Annotated in this window: 1 protein-coding gene (only partly in view); it reads left to right on the forward strand. The window is 65.0% G+C overall.

The window, feature by feature from the left end; translation table 11 throughout:
* Positions 1 to 18,320, forward strand: the 5' portion of a protein-coding gene (locus AU198_RS11285; protein ID WP_502689281.1) for a non-ribosomal peptide synthase/polyketide synthase. 7,774 nt of this gene lie beyond the right edge of the window; only the first 18,320 of its 26,094 coding nucleotides appear in the window; it begins with the start codon at positions 1 to 3; its stop codon lies beyond the right edge, outside the window.

Genomic DNA, 18,320 nt, shown 5'->3' on the forward strand with positions numbered 1-18,320 from the left:
GTGCTGACGGCGATGACCGTCAATCCGAATCGGCGCCTTTCGTCGATTGAACTGCTCGCTGGGACCGAGCGTGCTGATCTCGATGGGTGGGGCAATCGGGCGCTGTTGACCCGGCCGCCAAGTTCGACAGTGTCGATTCCGGTCATGTTCGCAGAGCAGGTAGCGCGCGCCCCGGAGGCGGTGGCTATCCGGTGCGATGGGCGAACGTGGACTTATCGGGAATTGGACGAAGTCAGCAATCGTCTGGCGCACCTGCTGATCGCGCAAGGAGCAGGTCCGGGCCGATGTATCGCCATAATGTTCCCGCGCTCGGCCGATGCCATCATCGCGATCCTGGCGGTCCTGAAAACGGGCGCGGCCTATCTACCGATCGATCCCGCACATCCGCCTACGCGGATCGAATTCATGGTCGCCGACGCGGCGCCGCTAGCGGCAATCACCATTTCAGAACTGGCGGACCGACTGGCTGGCTGCGACCTACCGGTGATCGACATCGCCGAATCAAGCATCGACAGGTACCCCGCCACGAGCGTGCCGGCGCCCGCCGCAGACGATATCGCCTACATCATCTACACCTCCGGGACGACCGGCACCCCCAAAGGGGTGGTGATCTCACATAGCAACGTCACCGAATTGATCGGCTCTCTGGATCCCGGTCTGGTCGGACCCGATCAGGTCTGGTCTCAGTGGCACTCCTACGCCTTCGACATCTCCGGCTGGGAGATCTTCAGTGCGCTTCTGCATGGCGGGCGACTCGTCGTGGTGCCTGAATTGGTGGCCAATTCGTCAGAGGACTTCCACGACCTGGTGGCGGCCGAGAAGGTCACTATCTTGTGCCAAACTCCTTCTGCCCTGGGGATCTTGAAGCCAGAACTTCTGGACTCGGTCACCGTGATGGTGGGCGGAGAGGCTTGTCCCACCGAGGTTGTCGATCGGTGGGCTGCCGGGCGGGTCATGATCAACGAATACGGCCCGACCGAGGCGACGATGTGGGTGGCGCTCAGTGCACCGCTTGCCACGGGTACGGATGTGCCGCCGATCAGCCCGCCGTTGCCGACTGCGGCATTTTTCGTGCTGAACAAGTGGTTGCACCCGGTGTCGGCCGGCGTGGTCGGCGAATTGTATTTGGCTGGTCCCCAGCTGGCGTACGGGTACGTGCGACGCGCGGGGATGACCGCTTCGCGGTTCGTGGCCTGCCCCTTCGGGGAGTCCGGGGCGAGGATGTATCGCACCGGGGATCTGGTGTACTGGGCCGCTGACGGCCAACTGCGGTATCTGGGACGAGCCGACGAGCAGGTCAAGATACGCGGGTATCGCATCGAACTCGGTGAAATCCAGGCCGCGCTGGCCGGTCTCGATGGGGTGCAACAGGCGGTGGTGATCGCTCGGGAGGATCGGCCCGGCGACAAACGTCTGGTGGGGTATTTCACCGGAACTGCAAACCCAGTCGACCTTCGTGCCGCGTTGGCGGACCGGCTGCCTCCTTACATGGTTCCAGCCGCTGTCGTGGCGATCGAGGCGCTGCCACTGACGGTCAACGGCAAGCTCGACAAGCGCGCCCTGCCCGCGCCGGAGTACAAAGCGGTCGATAGCTATCGCGCTCCGAGCACCCTCACGGAGGAAATCCTGGCGGGACTGTACGCCCAGGTGCTCGGTGTGGAGAGAGTCGGGGTCGACGATTCGTTCTTCGACCTGGGTGGAGATTCACTGTCCGCGATGCGAGTCATCGCCGCCATCAACACCAGCCTGGATGCCGGTCTCGCGGTGCGCGCGTTGTTCGAGGCGCCCACGGTAGCCCAGCTGGCTCTCCGTATCGGGGGAGATGCGGGTCGGCGTAAGCCGCTGGTGGCCGGTGAGAGGCCTTCGGTGGTGCCCCTGTCATTCGCACAGAACCGGTTGTGGTTCCTCAACCAGTTCGAGGGCGGGGCTGCAACATACAACATTCCGACCGCTTTCCGGATCACAGGTGCGCTGGATGTAGAAGCGCTCGACGCTGCCCTCGACGACGTCATCGCCCGCCATGAAGCTCTGCGCACCACCTTCCCAGACATCGACGGAGTCCCGTTCCAGGAAGTGCTGCCCGCCGGGCGGGGGATGTGGCGACGCGGACCCGCAGTGGTCTCGGCCCGCGAAGAAGATGTGGCCGCCGAGTTGGTGGCGCTGGCGGGGTACAAATTTGATCTGTCCGCTGAGATCCCGATCCTCGCGCGAATCTACTCGGTGGGGCCAGAGCATTACGTCGTCGGAATTGTCGTACACCACATCGCTTTTGACGGATGGTCGCTGGCGCCGATGGTACGTGACGTGGCTGAGGCGTATCGCGCCCGCCAACAGGGGCACGCGCCTGAGTGGGAGCCGTTGGCGGTGCAGTACGTCGATTACACCTTGTGGCAACAGGATTGGCTCGGTTCCGAGCACGATCCCGACAGCGTGATCGCGAAGCAACTGCAATATTGGCGACAGGAGCTGGCGGAACTCCCGGAACTGGTCACGCTTCCACCGGACCGAGCACGCCCGCCGGTCGCCAGTTACCGCGGCGACGAAGTGGAACTCCGCATCGAACCCCAGTTGTGGGCCGGGGTCAAGCAGTTGGCGGCGGCGCATAACGCAACGGCTTCGATGGTGTTGCAGGCCGTCATGGCGGTTGTGCTGCACCGCGCCGGCGCAGGCGAAGACGTGGTCATGGGCACCCCAATCGCCGGACGGTCCGACCAAGCGCTCGACAACCTTGTCGGATTCTTCGTCAACACCTGGGTTTCGCGGGTGGGCGTCAAGTCGGGACAGCCGTTCAGCGATGTGCTGGCCGAAGTGCGTCGTAAAGCTCTCGATGCCTACAGCAACCAGGATGTTCCGTTCGAGTTGCTCGTCGAACAGCTCAACCCGACGCGGTCGACTTCGCACAACCCGCTCTTCCAGGTGCTGATGGTCTTCCAGAACAACATGCGTCCCGAGGTTCTGGCGCTGGACGAGGTCGGCATCGAACAGCAGGCGGTCACCACCCGCACGGCCAGGTTCGATCTCGATATCGAGCTGGGGGAGGTACCCACCGAAGATCCGGCCGCGCCGATGGCCGCCGGAATGGTGTTGTACGCCACGGACTTGTACGAACGAGCCACCATCGAGCGGTTTGTCACCTGGTTCGGTCGAGCGCTCGAGGCAGTGGTCGCCGATGCCTCGGTGGTGGTCGGAGACGTGGCGCTGCTCGAGGACGACGAGCGTCAACTGGTGCTGCAGGAGTGGTCGGGTAATTCGGTGACGGCGCCGGTGGGAGTGGCGCCACAGCTGCTGGCAACCACGGTCGCCAGCGACCCGGATGCCGTGGCCCTCGTCGATGGCAACAGGGAATGGTCGTATCGCGAGCTGGACGAGTGGTCGACGCGTCTGGCGCGGGCACTGATCGAGACAGGTGTGGGTCCGGAGCGCGCCGTTGGCGTGGCGATGGAACGCTGCGCGGAACTGGTCGTGGCTTGGTGGGCGCTGATGAAGGCCGGTGGGGCGTACGTGCCGGTGGACCCCGCCTATCCAGTGGAGCGGATCACCACTGTGTTGAATGCGGTTTCCGCGGTGTGCGTTCTGGCCTTCGGAGAGGGCAGCATAGCCGGAACAGGGGACCGCCCGGTGCTGCGTATCGACGGTCTGGATCTATCGGCGCAACCCGCGGATCCCATCACCGACGCGGATCGGTTGGCACCGCTGAAGGCGCACAACACCGCTCACGTGATCTTCACTTCGGGATCCACCGGCACCCCGAAAGGAGTGGCGGTCAGCCACGCCGGCCTGTTGGGAGTTGCCGCGCTTCACGAGGTGTACAGGATGGGCGCGGACACGCGCCTGCTGTTGGTGGCCGCGCCGACCTTCGATGTGTCGATCGGAGAGGTGCTGCTGGCGGTCGGTTCGGGCGCGGCTTTGGTGGTGGCGCCACCCGATGCATACGCCGGTGAGGCGCTGACCAGACTGCTGGAAAACCAACGGGTCAACGCCGCAACGCTCACGCCGACGGTGCTGTCCACGCTGGATCGTAGTCGACTCCGCGACGTGAGCACGCTCATCACGACGGGCGAAGCGTGCCCGACGGAACTGGCGGCCGCCTGGGCGAGGGGTCGCCAGATGTTCAACGCCTACGGCCCCACCGAGACCACGATCTGGGCCACTTCCAGTTCGACGCTGGAGCCTGGGGAGGCAGTGGGAATAGGCGCCCCCATCGCCGGGGTGTCCGCTCTTGTCCTCGACGCGCGGCTGAACCCGGCGCCGGTCGGAGTGGTGGGCGAGCTCTACCTGGGCGGTCCCGCGCTGGCGCACGGTTACGTCGGTAGGCCGGATCTGACCGCCGATCGGTTCGTCGCAAACCCCTATGGGCCGGCGGGAACACGCATGTACCGAACCGGCGACCTGGTGCGTTGGACCCGCACCGGGACGGTGGACTACCTTGGTCGCGCCGACACCCAGATCAAACTCCGCGGACAGCGCATCGAGCTGGGTGAAATCGAGAACTCACTGCTCGCATGCGAGCAGGTCACCCAGGCCGCCGCGCTGGTCCATCGCGGCAACACCGGTGCACACCTCGTCGCCTATGTCACCCTCGATCGCAGCCGCGCCGGCGATCACGACGCCGAAATCGTCAATCAGTGGCAGCACGTCTACGACGAGTTGTACGACACCGAGGTCGACGCGCGCGACTTCGGGAAGGACTTCCGGGGTTGGAACAGCAGTTTGACCGATGGCCCGATTCCGCTCGAGGAGATGCTGGAATGGCAATCGGCCACCGTCGACCGGATCATGGCCCTACGGCCGCAGCGGGTGTTGGAGATCGGTGCGGGCTCCGGTTTGGTGTTGTCTCAGATCGCTCCGCTCTGCGACGAATATTGGGCGACAGACTTTTCCGCACCGACGATTCAGGCCCTACAAGCGGCGGTGGCTGCTCAGCCGTGGGGCGAGCGGGTGCACCTGTTGGTGCAGCCGGCCGATGTGGTCGATGAGCTCCCCCAAGACCATTTCGATGTGGTGGTACTCAACTCGGTCATCCAGTACTTCCCAAGCGCGGCGTACCTGACCGAGGTGCTCGCGGTGGCGATGCGGTTGCTCGCGCCCGGTGGCTCACTGTTCATCGGTGATGTTCGCAATCACACGCTGCACGGTGCGCTCCAAACAGCGGTTGCATTGGCCCGTACGGAGGCCGGCGATACCAACGAGATTCGTGAGCGCGTCCAGCGCGCTCTCGTCAGCGAGGTCGAGTTACTGCTGGCGCCAGAGTTTTTCACCGCCTGGGCTGCCGATCAGCCAGTCGTGGCCGGACTCGATATCCAGACCAAACGGGGTCGAGCCGACAACGAACTGACCCGCTACCGATATGACGTCGTAGTCCACAAGTCGCCTGTCGCGGTGCGCTCGATGGCTGAGGTGCCGTCCTGGGAGTGGAGCGACTGTGCGGGCCTTCGTGGACTGCAGGACCAGTTGACCGCCCAGCGCCCCGTGGTGGTCCGAGTCACAGAGATCCCCCGAGCCGGTCTCGTCACAGACGTCTACATCGAAAAAGCCTTGGCTGCAGGCGAATCTCTCGATGATGCACTCGCCGAAGCGATCGCGGTGAACCAAGAAGCGGTGACGCCTGAACAGCTGCACCGCATCGGTGAAGCTGCAGGTTATCGAGTCGCGGTCACCTGGGGTGCGGAACCCGGTTCCGTCGACGCCGTTTTCCTGGGGGGACAACAGGATTCACTGCTGACTGACCTGTATTCCCCCTCCAGCGGGGTGCGTCAGCGGATCACCACTGCCAACGACCCGGACACCAACACAAAGCTCACCGCGGTGCGGCAGCAGCTGAGCGCGCGGTTGCCCGAGTACATGGTTCCGTCGCAGATCGTGGTGCTCGAGGAGTTCCCCCTGACCTCGTCGGGGAAGATCGACCGGAAATCGCTGCCGGAACCGGTATTCGCTGCGACCCCCTTCCGGGCGCCGGAGACCGAGACCGAGGAGATCGTCGCCGGCATCTTCGCCCAGGTGTTGGGGTTGGAGCGGGTCGGAGTAGATGATTCGTTCTTCGATCTGGGTGGCGATTCGCTACTCGCTATGCGGGTGATCGCTGCAGTCAACGCGGGACTGGATGCCGGGCTTTCGGTGCGCGCGGTGTTCGAGTCGCCATCCGTGGCACAGTTGGCGTCCCGCGTCGGTGACGAATCAACGCAGTTGGAGCCGTTGGTGCCGGTGCAGCGGCCTGCGGTGGTGCCGTTGTCGTTTGCCCAGAACCGGTTGTGGTTCATCGACCAGTTGCAGGGGCCGTCACCGATCTACAACATGGCGGTAGCGTTTCGACTGAGTGGTGCCCTCGACGAAGGCGCGTTGGCTGAAGCGTTCTGGGATGTGGTCGCCCGCCATGAGAGTCTGCGCACGTTGTTTGTGGCTCCCGATGGAGTTCCGCAGCAGTTGGTGGTTCCGGTCGATGAGGTTGATTTGGGTTGGGGCGTCATCGATGCCAGTGAGTGGCCGGATCACCAACTGACCGAGGCCATCGACGCTGCGGTGCAGCACCCCTTCGACCTAGCCAGTGAACTTCCTTTGCGGGCAACGCTTTTCCGGGTTAGCGACCGTGAGCGGGTGTTGGTGGCAGTGGTCCACCACATCGCTGCGGATGGCTGGTCGATCACGCCATTGGTCACGGATATCGCGGTCGCGTACGCCGCCAGGTGTTCCGGTCGGCCTCCGGGCTGGGAGCCCTTGCCGGTGCAATACGTCGACTACACGCTGTGGCAGCGAGTGCAGTTGGGGGATCTGACCGATCCGCACAGCCGTATCTCTGAGCAGTTGGCTTACTGGGAGCAGGCGTTGGCCGGCCTTCCGGAGCGGTTGGAGCTGCCGACGGACCGGCCGTATCCGCCGGTGGCCGATTACCGCGGCGCCACCGTCGAGTTGGAGTGGTCGGCGGAGTTGCAGCAGCGGGTCGCCGCGGTGGCGCGCGAGTACGACGCCACCAGCTTCATGGTCGTGCAGGCGGCGCTGGCGGTGTTGTTGGGCAAGGTCAGCGCCAGCAGTGACGTCGCGGTCGGCTTCGCGATCGCCGGCCGCAGTGACCCGGCCCTCGACCGCCTCGTGGGCTTCTTCGTGAACACATTGGTGTTGCGAGTCGACTTGGCGGGCGATCCCACATTTGCCGACCTGTTGACGCAGGTGCGGGGACGCAGTCTGGCTGCCTATGAGCACCAGGACGTGCCATTCGAGGTGTTGGTGGATCGGCTGAATCCGGCCCGCTCACTTACGCATTCGCCGCTGGTGCAGGTGTTGTTGGCGTGGCAGAACTTCACTGGTCAGGACAATGACGTCGCCGGTTTGGGCCTGGGTGACGCAGACGTCACACCGATGCCGGTGGACACTCGTACCGCGCGCGTGGACTTGACCTTCACGCTGGGGGAGTACTGGAGTGGTACCGGCGAACCCGAGGGCATACGCGGCGAGGTGGAATTCCGCACCGATGTGTTCGACCCCGCCAGCATCGACACGCTGATCGAGCGGTTGCAGCGGGTGTTGGTGGCGATGACCGTCGAACCGATGCGGCGACTTTCGTGGGTGGACCTGCTCGACGAGGCTGAGCATGCCCGCATTCACGGGTGGGGGAACCTCGCGGCGCTGACCCGGCCGGCATCTGAGACATTGTCGATACCGGCGCTGTTCGCAGAGCAGGCGGAGCGCACCCCCGAGGCGGTGGCGCTGATCCATGGGCAGCAGTCGTGGACCTACCGGCAGTTGGACGAGGCATCGAACCGGCTGGCGCACTTATTGATTGGGTATGGTGCGGGCCCCGGACAGCGGGTCGCGCTGCTTTTACCGCGGTCGGCCGAAGCGATCACAGCGATCGTGGCGGTACTCAAGAGCGGGGCGGCCTACCTGGCGATCGACCCAGCGCACCCGGACGCGCGGATCGAGTTCATGCTCGGCGATGCTGCGCCGATCGTCACGATCACCACCAGCTTGTTGGCTGAGCGGGCGCCGCTCCTCGGGTCGGTGACCATCGACATCAACGACGCCAGAATCGAGGACCAGCCGAGCACGGCCCCGCCCGCGCCGATGCCCGACGATATCGCGTACCTCATCTACACCTCAGGCACGACCGGTACGCCCAAGGGCGTGGCGGTACCGCACAAGAACGTGATCCGGCTGCTGGAGACGTTGGATTCCGAGGTGCCCGCCGCTGGCGTGTGGTCCCAATGTCATTCTCTCGCTTTCGATTTTTCGGTATGGGAGATGTGGGGCGCGCTGCTGCGCGGGGGCCGGCTTGTCGTGGTGCCCGATACGGTCGTCCGTTCGCCCGAGGACCTCCACGCACTCTTGATCAGTGAGGAAATCAGTGTCCTGAGCCAGACGCCGTCGGCGTTCTATGCGCTCCAGGCCGCCGATGCCTTATCACCCGAGGCGAGGTATCGAATCGCGCTCGAGACCATTGTGTTCGGCGGCGAGGCGCTCGAACCACATCGTCTCCGGACATGGCTGCAAAGTCACCCGGGAGCGCCTCGGCTGCTCAACATGTACGGCATCACCGAAACCACGGTGCATGCCTCATTGAGGGAAATCGTCTCGGGTGACACCGGCAGCGTAGTCAGCCCGATCGGGGTTCCGCTGGCCCACCTCGGCTTCTTCGTGCTCGATGGTTGGTTGCGTGCGGTGCCCGTCGGTGTGGTCGGCGAGTTGTACGTCGCCGGGTCCGGGTTGGCATACGGGTACGTGGGTCGTGGCCCGTTGACTGCCTCGCGGTTCGTGGCGTGTCCCTTCGGCGCGGCGGGTCAACGGATGTATCGCACCGGCGATCTGGTGCGGTGGGGCCCCGATGGACAGGTCCAGTATCTGGGGCGCGCTGATGAGCAGGTCAAGATTCGCGGCTACCGCATCGAACTCGGTGAGGTCCAAGCAGCGTTGAGCGCTCTAGACGGAGTGGAACAGGCGGTAGTCGTCGCCCGTGAGGATCGCCCCGGCGACAAGCGTCTTGTCGCCTATGTGACGGGCGATGCCGGACCGTCCGAGATACGGGCCGCGCTGTCTGAGGGGCTTCCGGCCTACATGGTCCCCGCGGCGGTGGTCGTCATGGCCGCGATACCCCTGACAGTCAACGGCAAAGTCGACAAGCGAGCCCTGCCCGCACCCGAATACGCCGACGTCGATCGTTACCGCGCGCCGGCGACGTTGACCGAAGAAATCCTGGCCGGCATTTATGCCGAGGTGTTGGGATCGGAGCGGGTCGGAGTCGACGACTCGTTCTTCGACCTCGGTGGCGACTCGCTGTCGGCGATGCGGGTGATCGCCGCGATCAACAAGGCGTTCGATGCCGGGCTTTCGGTTCGCGCGTTGTTCGAGGCTCCCTCGGTCGCCCGATTGGCTTCGCGTGTGGGTGAAGGCGGCGCGGTGGAGCCGTTGGTTCCGGTGCAGCGGCCTGCGGTGGTGCCGTTGTCGTTTGCGCAGAACCGGTTGTGGTTCATCGATCAGTTGCAGGGTCCCTCGGCGATCTACAACATGGCGGTCGCTCTGCGGTTGGCGGGGCGTCTGGACACTGACGCGCTGGGTGCGGCGTTGGCGGATGTTGTGGCCCGCCACGAGAGTCTGCGCACGATGTTCGTGGCTCCCGAGGGTGTCCCGCAGCAGCTGGTGCTGCCGGTCGAAGAGGCTGACTTCGGCTGGCAGGTTGTCGATGCCAGCGGTTGGCCTGCAGACCGGCTGACCGAGGGCATCGATGCGGCGAGGCTGCACACGTTCGACCTGGCGAACGAAGTCCCGCTGCGCGCAAAGCTTTTCCGGCTCGCTGACGATGAGTATGTGCTGGTTGCGGTTGTGCACCATATCGCCGCGGACGGTTGGTCGGTGACCCCGCTGGTTACCGACTTGGGGGTGGCCTATGCGGCGCGGTGTTCGGGTCAGACCCCGAGCTGGGATCCGCTGCCGGTGCAGTACGTGGATTACACGCTGTGGCAGCGCGCTCAGCTCGGGGACATCAATGATCCAGACAGCCGCATCACGACCCAGTTGACGTATTGGGAGCAGGCGCTGGCCGGAATGCCCGAACAGTTGCAGCTACCGACCGATCGGCCCTACCCGCCGGTGGCCGATTACCGGGGAGCTTCGGTGGCGCTTCAGTGGCCTGCCGAGTTGCAGCAGCAGATCGCCCGGCTGGCTCGTCAGCACGACGCGACCACCTTCATGGTCGTCCAAGCCGCCTTGTCGGTGCTGTTGGCCAAGTTGAGCGCCAGTGATGATGTGGCCGTAGGGTTTGCGATCGCCGGACGCGGCGACCCCGCACTCGAGAAATTGGTCGGTTTCTTCGTCAACACGCTGATACTTCGCGTTGAACTGGAGGGTGACCCGACCGTCGCGGAGCTTCTCACGCAGGTCCGCGCGCGCAGCCTCGCCGCCTACGAGCACCAGGATGTGCCGTTCGAGGTGCTGGTGGAGCGGCTCACAACCACGCGGTCTCTGACACGCTCGCCGTTGGTCCAGGTGCTGTTGGCCTGGCAGAACTTCGCCGGCCAGGACAACGACTCGACCGGTCTGACGCTGGGAGATCTGGAAGCGACACCGTTGCCATCGGAGACCCGCACCGCCCGCATGGACCTGACGTTCTCGATGGCCGAACGTTGGAGCGAAAACGGTGAACCCGCCGGAATTGCGGGATCCGTGGAGTTCCGCACCGATGTGTTCGACGCAACCAACATCGAGAGACTGATCGGACGGCTGCAACGGGTCTTGGTGGCGATGACCACCGCGCCGACCCTACGGTTGTCGTCGATCGATCTGCTCGACGAGGCCGAACACGCGCGCCTGGATCAGCTTGGTCACCGAGCAGCGGTGATGACCGCGCCGGCGCCGGCGTCGGTTTCGGTCCCAGCGGCGTTCGCCCGGCAGGTCGCCACTACGCCTGGAGCGGTGGCACTCAGCGATAGCGGACGTTCGTGGACATATCGCGAACTGGACGAAGCGTCGAATCGCTTGGCGCACTTACTGGTCGAATATGGGGCGGGCCCAGGTGAGTGCGTGGCGCTGATGCTGCCGCGCTCAGCTGAAGCGATCGTGTCGATTCTGGCGGTCCTCAAGGCTGGTGCGGCGTACCTGCCGATCGACCCGACGCTGCCGTCAGCCCGAATCGAGTTCATGGTGGGCGATGCCGCGGTGATCGCGGCGATCACCAATAGCAGGCTTGCCGAGCGTCTGGCCGGATGTGACGTGCGGATCATCGACACCGACGATCCACGCATCGAGGTCAAACCGGCCACGGCTTTGCCCACGCCCGCGCCCGATGACATCGCGTACCTGATCTACACGTCGGGGACCACCGGTGTGCCGAAGGGGGTGGCGGTTGCTCATCGCAACGTGACCCAGTTCGTAGCGGGTGTCGACGCCGACGTCTCGGTGGCGGGCGTTTGGTCGCAATGGCATTCGTTGTCTTTCGATGTCTCGGTGTGGGAGATCTTCGGGGCGTTGTTACATGGTGGCCGGTTGGTGGTGGTGCCGGAACGGGTGGCCGCTTCACCGACCGACCTGCACGCGTTGCTGGTGGCCGAACAGGTCGATGTCCTTTGTCAGACCCCGTCCGCGGTGGGCATGTTGTCGACGGAGGGGCTGGAGTCGACCGCGCTGATGGTCGCCGGTGAGGCGTGCCCGACCGACGTGATGGATCGGTGGGCCCGGGACCGGGTGATGATCAACGCTTACGGTCCGACCGAGGCCACCGTGTACGCGGCGATGAGTGCGCCGCTGATCCCCGAATCGGGTATCGCGCCGATCGGCTCGCCGGTGTCGGGGGCGGCGTTGTTCGTGCTCGATGCAGGTTTGCGCCCGGTGCCCGCAGGTGTGGTCGGCGAGTTGTATATCGCCGGTGGCGGTGTCGCAGTGGGGTATTGGCTGCGCAGCGGACTGACCGCGTCGCGGTTTGTGGCGTGTCCGTTCGGTGCGTCGGGTCAACGGATGTATCGCACCGGGGATCTCGTGCGCTGGGGTGCCGACGGGCAGTTGCAGTATTTGGGGCGCGCTGACGAACAGGTCAAGATCCGCGGATTCCGAATCGAACTCGGCGAAGTGCAGTCCGCGTTGGCCGCGTGTGAGGGTGTCCGGCAGGCGGTGGTGCTTGCCCGTGAGGACCGCCCCGGTGACAAGCGTCTCGTGGGCTATGTGACCGGCACCGCCGATCCGTTCCGGACTCGCGCCGCGCTGGCCGAGCGCCTGCCGGCCTACATGGTGCCCGCGGCGGTGATCGTGATCGAGACGCTGCCGCTGACTCCGAACGGCAAGCTGGATCGACGCGCCTTGCCGGCGCCGGAATATCAGGACGTCGGCAAGGTCTATCGGGCGCCGACAACTCCCACCGAAGAGATCCTGGTCGGCATTTACGCCGAGGTGTTGGGACTGGAGCGGGTCGGTGTCGACGACTCGTTCTTCGAACTCGGTGGCGATTCGCTGTCAGCGATGCGCGTGATCGCAGCGATCAACACGAGCCTGGATACCGCCGTTTCAGTGCGCACCCTGTTCGAAGCGTCGACGGTGGCGCAGTTGGCGCCCCGTCTCGGCGAGGAGTCAACCCGCCTCGAACCCTTGGTGCCGGTGCAGCGACCTGAGGTGGTGCCGCTGTCGCTCGCGCAGAACCGACTGTGGTTCATCGATCAGCTTCAGGGTCCCTCGCCGATTTACAACATGGCGGTGGCGCTGCGATTGACCGGGGACCTTGCTACGGCGGCGCTGGCGGCGGCGCTGACCGATGTGGTCGGCCGTCACGAAAGCCTGCGCACGGTGTTCCCGACCGTCGACGGTGTGCCACAGCAGATTGTGCTTCCTGTCGAGGAGGTCGATTTCGGGTGGGAGGTCATCGATGCCACCGGGTGGCCGAAGCACCGCCTGCACGACACCATCGATCAAGCAGCCGGCTACACTTTCGATCTGGCGGGGGAGATTCCGTTGCGGGCGCGGCTTTTCCGCGTTGCCGAGGATGAGCATGTGTTGGTGGCGGTGGTGCACCATATCGCCGCCGACGGCTGGTCGGTGACCCCGCTGGTTCGCGATCTCGCGGTCGCCTATGGCGCCCGGTGTGCCGAACAGGCGCCGGACTGGGACCCGCTGCCGGTGCAGTATGTCGACTACACGTTGTGGCAGCGAGCACAACTGGGCGATCTGAGCGACGGTGGCAGCCGCCTCGGCACCGAGGTGGCGTATTGGGAGCAGGCGTTGGCCGGGCTGCCGGAGCGCTTGGAATTGCCCACCGATCGGCCGTATCCGGCGGTTGCCGATCACCGCGGAGCCACGGTGGAGCTGCGCTGGCCGGCGCAGCTGCAGCAGCAAGTGGCTGCGGTGGCGCGCGCACACAATGCGTCGAGTTTCATGGTGGTGCAAGCGGCGTTGGCGTTGCTGTTGGGCAAGGTCAGCGCGAGCAGTGATGTGTCGGTCGGGTTCGCGATCGCTGGACGGCGCGATCCGGCGCTCGAAGACTTGGTGGGCTTCTTCGTCAACACGTTGGTGTTGCGTGTTGACCTGGCCGGCGATCCCACGGTGGGTGAGTTGGTGGCGCAGGTGCGCTCGCGCAGCCTTGAGGCTTACGAGCATCAAGACGTGCCGTTCGAGGTGTTGGTGGAACGTCTCAATCCCACCCGGTCGTTGACGCATCATCCGCTGGTGCAGGTGATGTTGGCGTGGCAGAACTTCGCCGGGCAGCGCACCGCTCCGGCCGAACTGAGCTTGGGGCAGGTGCAGGCCACGCCTCTGCCGATCGAAACCCACACTGCCCGCATGGATCTGACGGTGTCGCTGGGCGAGGAATGGATGGAGACAGGCGAGCCCGCCGGGATCGCTGGGGTCGTGGAGTTCCGCACGGATGTGTTCGATGCGGCCAGCGTCGAGGCGCTGATCGGGCGGTTGCAGCGACTGCTGGCAGCGATGACCGCCGAGCCGACCCAGCGGGTTTCCTTGGTGGATTTGCTCGATGACGCCGAGCACGCTCAGCTGGATCAGATCGGTCATCGCGCGGTACTGACGCAACAACCGGCGCGGGAGCCGGTGTCGATCACCGAATTGTTCGGCGATCAGGTAACGCGCATACCCGATGAGGTAGCGCTCCGATGCGGGGACCGTTCGTGGACCTATCGGGAGCTTGACGAGGCCTCGAACCGATTGGCGCACTTGTTGATTGGCATTGGCGCTGGCCCCGGTGCATGTGTTGCACTGCTGTTGCCGCGCTCGGCCGAGACGATCGTGGCGATCGTCGCAGTGCTCAAGACCGGAGCCGCTTATCTGGCCGTGGATCCGGCGCATCCCGACGTGCGGATCAAATTCATGCTCGACGACGCCTCACCTGTCGCGGCGGTCACTACCGAAGGCTTGCGGGCGCGGTTGGACGGGTACGTCCTGCCGGTCGTGGACGTCGACGATCCCCGTATCGACGCGGAAGCCAGCACTGCACTACCCGGCCCGGCTCCCGATGACCTCGCCTACATCATTTACACGTCCGGCACCACGGGGGTGCCCAAGGGGGTGGCTGTCAGCCATCACACCGTGACCCAGATGTTGGGGTCGATGCCGGCGCATCTCCCGCTGTCCGGCGTATGGACGCAGTGGCATTCTTATGGCTTCGACGTCTCGGTTCAAGAGATCTGGGGTGCACTTCTTCACGGCGGTCGGCTGGTGGTCGTGCCCGACGCTGTGGTGCGCTCACCGGAAGAGTTCCACGCTCTGCTGATCGCTGAGCAGGTCACGGTTCTGAGTCAGACCCCATCTGCCTTGGGCGTGCTTTCGTCGCAAGGCTTGGATTCGGTCGAGTTGCTCATCATGGGCGGCGAGGCTTGCCCCGTCGAACTGGTGGATCGGTGGGCCCCGGGCCGACTGATGATCAACGTCTGCGGTCCGACCGAGACATCGATGTTCGCGGCGATGAGTGCACCGCTGACCCCCGGTACGGGTGCGCCGCCGATCGGGTCCCCTGTGCCGGGTGCGGCGTTCTTTGTGCTGGACCAGTGGTTGCGGCCAGTCCCGATGGGTGTGATCGGCGAGCTGTACGTCGCCGGGCGGTTGGGGACGGGTTACGTGCGGCGGCCCGCGCTGACCGGGTCGCGGTTCGTGGCGTGTCCGTTCGGCGGGGCGGGCGAGCGGATGTATCGCACTGGGGACCTGGTGCGCTGGGATCCCGACGGTCAGCTGCAGTACCTCGGACGGGCTGACGAACAGGTCAAGATCCGTGGATACCGCATCGAGCTCGGTGAAGTGCAGGCGGCGTTGGCGGGATGCGAAGGTGTGGAGCAAGCCGTGGTGCTCGCACGCGAGGACCGCCCCGGCGACAAGCGGCTGGTGGGTTATGTCACCGGCACCGCCGAGCCGGCCGAGATCCGCAGCGATCTGGCCGAGCGGCTTCCGGCCTATATGGTGCCGGCGGCCGTGGTGGTGATGGCCGCGCTTCCGCTGACACCGAATGGCAAACTCGACAAGCGTTCTCTACCGACGCCCGAATACACCGACGGCGAACAGTACCGCCCGCCGGCCACTTTGATCGAAGAGATGCTCGTCGCGATCTTCGCTCAGGTGCTGGGACTGGAGCGGGTCGGCGTGGATGACTCGTTCTTTGACCTGGGCGGGGATTCGTTGTCGGCCATGCGGGTGATCGCCGCGATCAATAAGTCCTTCAATGCCGGACTTTCGGTGCGCGCCTTGTTCGAATCGCCTTCGGTGGCGCAGTTGGCGCCGCGCGTGAGCGAGGGCGGCGGGATGGAACCGTTGACGCCGGTCCAGCGGCCCGCTGTCGTGCCCTTGTCGTTCGCGCAGCAACGGTTGTGGTTCATCGATCAACTCCAGGGACCGTCCGCGATCTACAACATCGCGGTCGCACTGCGACTCAGTGGGCGTCTGGATACCGGTGCGTTGGGTCAAGCGCTGGCCGACGTCATTGGCCGTCATGAGAGTCTGCGCACGTTGTTCGTGGCGCCTGAGGGGGTCCCCCAGCAGCTGGTGATTCCTGTCGAGCGCGCGGAGTTGGGCTGGCAGGTCATCGACACCGCCGGTTGGCCCGAGGGTCGGCTGGAAGAGGCCATCGACGCCGCGGTGCGGCAGCCTTTCGACCTGGCAGCCGAAATTCCTTTGCGGGCACAGCTGTTCCGCATCTCCGAGGACGAGCACGTAATGGTGACGGTGGTACACCACATCGCCGCCGATGGTTGGTCGGTCAGGCCGCTGGTGGCAGATCTCGCGACTGCTTATGCGGCCCGGTGTGCGGGGCAGGCTCCGCATTGGGCCGACCTCCCGGTGCAGTATGTCGACTACACGCTGTGGCAGCGGGCGCAACTTGGTGACATCAACGATCCCGACAGCCGCATCGCCGCGCAGCTGAATTATTGGGAGCAGGCGCTCGCCGGAATGCCCGAGCGACTGGAGTTGCCCACCGATCGTCCGTACCCGTCGGTGGCGGATTACTGCGGTGCCCGGGTGCCCGTGGAATTGCCAGCAGAGCTGCAACTGCAGGTTGCCCGCCTGGCCCGTGAGCACAATGCGACCAGCTTCATGGTGGTGCAGGCGGCCCTAGCGGTTCTGCTGTCCAAGATAACGGCCGGCAACGACGTCGCAACGGGTTTCGCGATCGCCGGGCGCGGCGAGAGCGCGTTGGATGCTTTGGTTGGCTTCTTCGTCAACACGTTGATACTCAGGGTCGACCTGTCTGGGGACCCCACAGTCGAAGAGGTGCTGACCGAGGTGCGCGGGCGCAGCTTGGCTGCCTACGAGCACCAGGATGTTCCGTTCGAGGTGTTGGTGGAACGGCTCAACCCGACCCGGTCCCTGACGCATTCTCCTCTGATTCAGGTGCTGTTGGCCTGGCAGAACTTCACCGGTCAGGCCGGTGACCCCGCCGGCGGTATGGCTCTGGGTGATCTGGATGCAACGCCGCTGCCGGTGGATACCCGCACCGCCCGTATGGATCTCACGTTCTCTCTCGGCGAGCACTGGAGCGAGGACGGTGAGCCGACGGGGATCCGCGGAGAGGTGGAGTTCCGCACCGATGCCTTCGACGCGGCCAGCATCGAGGTATTGATCGACCGGTTGCACCGGGTGTTGACCGCGATGACATCGACTCCCTCCCAACGGCTCTCGTCGATCGAACTGCTCGATCACCTCGAACATGCCCGCCTCGACGAGATCGGCAACCGGGTCGCATTGACACGGTCGATGACCGAGTCGCAATCGATCCCAGCGTTGTTTGCCGCCCAGGTCGCACGTACGCCGGAGGCGGTCGCGGTCACTTGCGGTGAGCGCTCGTGGACCTACCGTGAACTCGATGAAGCGTCGAATAGGTTGGCGCACATGCTACTCGAGTACGGGCTGGGTCCCGGGCAATGTGTAGCGCTGCTCCTGCCGCGGTCGGCTGAGATGATCGTCGCCATCTTGGCGGTGTTCAAGAGTCGAGCTGCCTATCTTCCTATCGACCCGGCGCTGCCGAAGGCCCGCATGGACTTCATGGTGGCCGATGCCGAACCGCTCGCGGCGATCACCGCCGGGGGGCTAGCCGACCAGCTGAAGGCTGGTCTGGCGGTCATAGATATGGATGACCCTGAGATTCACCGTTATCCAGCAACGGCTTTGGCGGCACCGGAGCCCGATGACATCGCATACCTCATCTACACCTCGGGCACGACGGGTGTGCCCAAAGGCGTCGTTGTCAGCCACCGCAATGTCACACAGCTCCTGCGAGTTCTAGGCGACTACCTGCCGGTGGCGGGGGTGTGGACTCAATGCCATACCTACGGTTTCGACACGTCCGTGTGGGAGACGTGGTCGCCGCTGCTGCACGGTGGCCGCGTGCTGGTAGTGCCGGACTCGGTGGTGCGGTCGCCTGAAGACTTCCAGGACCTGTTGGTCGCCGAGCAAGTCAGCGTGCTCACCCAGACCCCCTCGGCGGTGGGCATGTTGTCGCCGGAGGCTCTGGGTTCGATGGCGTTGGTGGTGGCCGGTGAGGCCTGCCCAACCGAATTGGTGAATCGGTGGGCGCCGGGTCGGACGATGATCAACGCATACGGCCCGACCGAGACGACGATGGTCGTAATGCTCAGTGCGCCGCTGGCGCCTGCTTTGGACGTCGTGCCGATCGGCTCGCCGGTGCCTACCGCCGCCTTGTTCGTGCTCGACACCGCGCTTCGTCCCGTACCCGTTGGTGTGGTGGGTGAGTTGTATGTGGCCGGTGCTGGGTTGACGAGTGGATATGTTCGCCGACCGGGATTGACGGCCTCGCGGTTCGTCGCCTGCCCGTTCGTCAGTGCTGGTACAACAGGCCAAAGGATGTACCGCACCGGTGATTTGGTGCGTTGGGGCGCGGACGGACAGCTGCAGTACCT

The organism is Mycobacterium sp. GA-1199, assembly GCF_001500045.1.
Classification (GTDB): Bacteria; Actinomycetota; Actinomycetes; order Mycobacteriales; family Mycobacteriaceae; genus Mycobacterium.